Genomic DNA, 2,762 nt, shown 5'->3' on the forward strand with positions numbered 1-2,762 from the left:
GCGCGGGGGGGGGCCGGGGGGGGGGCCCGCGGCGGGGGCGGGGGGTGGGCGCCGGGCCCCCCCCCCCCGGCCCGTACGCCATCCGCGGCAGACCTGGTGGGCGCAGGGCGCGCGGCCCGTACCGTCCCCTTCTCGACGTCCCTCGGCCACCGCGCTTGACCGCCGCGGTGCCCGGGAGGACAAGGAGAGGGGCAGGCACGGCAGCACCTCCCGACCAGACGTCGCACACTCAATCCACTTCGTGCAGAGGGTGAAGGAATGGACGGCATGCGGAGGCGAACCCTGCTCGCGGCGATCGGCGGCACGGTCGCCGCGGGCAGCGCGACCGAGGCGGCGGCCACGGCACCGCCGGCCCGGGCCACGGCAAGAGGGGCAGGAGGCGACATGGCACGGCAGGTCCGTCCGGCCGCGGACCGGCCGGGTCCGCACGAGCGCCAGATCAGGGAACTCCTCGGCCGGATGACGGTCGAGGAGAAACTCGGCCAACTCCAACAACTGTCCTGGAACGGGGAGACCGGGCCCGGCGGCGGCCAGAACGACATCGCGGAACGGGACGCCCGCGCCGGCCGCCTCGGCTCGGTCCTCAACCTGTACGGAGCGGCGCGCACCAACGCGCTCCAACGGCTGGCCGTCGAAGAGTCCCGGCTCGGCATCCCGCTGCTGTTCGGCCTCGACGTCATCCACGGGTTCTGGACGACCTTCCCCATCCCGCTCGCCCAGGCCGCCAGCTTCGACCCGGCAGTGGCCGCCAGGGACGCCGAGGTGGCATCCGCCGAGGCCCGCTCCAACGGCGTGCACTGGACCTTCGCGCCGATGATGGACGTCACGCACGAACCGCGCTGGGGCCGCATCGCCGAGAGCCCGGGCGAAGACCCGTACCTGGCCGAACGGTTCGCGGCGGCCAAGGTCACGGGACACCAGGGCCGGCCGGACGGCTCCGACCTGCCGGACCGGCGGCGCATCGCCGCCTGTGCCAAGCACTTCGTCGCGTACGGCGGGGCCGAGGGCGGGCGCGACTACAACACGGTGGACGTCTCCGAGGCCCGGCTGCGCAACCTCTACCTGCCGCCCTTCAAGGCCGCCGTGGCCGCCGGCGTCGCCACCGTCATGGCCTCCTTCAACACCATCAACGGCGTCCCCGCCCACGCCAACGCCCACACCCTGACCGACGTCCTGAAGACCGCCTGGGACTTCCCCGGCTTCGTGGTCAGCGATTGGGCCGGCGTCCAGGAGATGACCGTCCACGGCCACGCGGCCGACGCTGCCGATGCGGCCCGCCAGGCGTTCGCCGCAGGCGTGGACATGGAGATGGCCAGCACCACCCTGCGCGACCACGGCGCCCGGCTGCTCGCGGCGGGCGAACTCGACGGCGACCGCCTGGACGACGCCGTCACCCGCGTTCTGCGCATCAAGTACCGGCTCGGCCTCTTCGACCGGCCCTACGCCGACGAGGACGCGGCCAGTACGGCCCCCAGCAGGCAGGCCCGGGCCGCGGCGCGCGAGACGGCCGGCCGCACCCTGGTGCTGCTCAAGAACGAGCGGCAGACGCTACCGCTGCGGCGCGACACCCCATCGATCGCGGTCGTCGGGCCGTTCGGTGACTCCACCGACCTCCAGGGCACCTGGGCCGGCCCGGGCGGGGCCAAGTTCCCCGCCACCACCGTGCTCGCCGGAATCACCGCGGCGATCCCCTCGGCCCGGGTCAGCCACGTCCGCGGGGTGGCCGCCGACGGCACGGACACCAGCGGCATCGCGGCGGCGACGGCCGCGGCGCGGGCCGCGGCGGTGACCGTCGTGGTCGTCGGCGAGCCATCCGCCATCAGCGGTGAGGCCGCATCCCGTAGCGACCTGCGGCTACCGGGCGTGCAGGCCCAGTTGATCCGCGCCGTCGCGGAGACCGGCAAGCCGTTCGTGGTCGTGTTGATCGGCGGGCGCCCGCTGGTCGTCGCCGAGTGGCTGCGCGCGGCGCCCGCGGTGGTCATGGCCTGGCACCCGGGCATCGAGGGCGGCCACGCGATCGCGGACGTGCTGTTCGGCGCGGTGAACCCGGCGGGCCGGCTGCCCGCGTCCTTCCCCCGTGCGGTCGGGCAACTCCCCATCCACTACAACCACGAGAACACCGGCCGCCCCTACGACCCCGACAACAAGTACACGTCGAAGTACCTCGACCTGGCGGACGGCCCGCAGTTCCCGTTCGGCCACGGCCTGAGCTACACCACCTTCGAGATCGACGCACCCCGGTTGAGCACGGACCGGATCAGCGCGGACGACCTGCGCGCCGGCGGGGGCGTCGACGTCACGGTCACCGTCCGCAACACCGGCGGACGCCCCGGCGAGGAGGTGGTGCAGCTCTATCTGCGCGACCCGGTGGCCAGCGTCGTGCAACCCGTACGCCGACTGCGCGGCTTCGCCCGCATCGCCCTGCGGCCCGCCGAGAGCCGCCCCGTGCGCTTCCGGCTCGGCGCCGCCGACGTGGGCTTTTGGACGAACGACAGCGCGGGCCGGTTCGTGGTCGAGAAGGGCGACATCGAGGTGTACGTGGGCGCCGACTCGACCGCCAGCGGGAAGGCGCTGCTGCGGATCACCTAGCGGCCGTCTCCGCTGGTCGGGACCGGGCCGGGTCGGGTCTGGTCGGCGCGGGTGGCGCCCCCCCCCCGGGGGGGGGCCGGCCCCCCCCGGGGGGGGCCCGGGGGGGGGGGGGGGGGGGGGGCCGGCCCCGGGCGGGGGCCCCCACGCCCCCCCCCCGCCCGCGGGTGGAGATC

General features: G+C 75.3%; 1 protein-coding gene. It reads left to right on the forward strand.

Annotation, left to right across the window (positions count from 1 at the left end; all coding sequences use genetic code 11):
* Nucleotides 1-258: 258 nt before the first annotated feature.
* The gene (locus AAHZ94_RS32150; RefSeq protein WP_349997240.1) at nt 259-2,589 is read left to right on the forward strand and encodes a glycoside hydrolase family 3 N-terminal domain-containing protein; all 2,331 of its coding nucleotides are present in this window, start codon (nt 259-261) and stop codon (nt 2,587-2,589) included.
* Nucleotides 2,590-2,762: the final 173 nt, after the last annotated feature.

The organism is Streptomyces sp. HSW2009, from assembly GCF_040240285.1.
Lineage (GTDB): Bacteria > Actinomycetota > Actinomycetes > Streptomycetales > Streptomycetaceae > Streptomyces.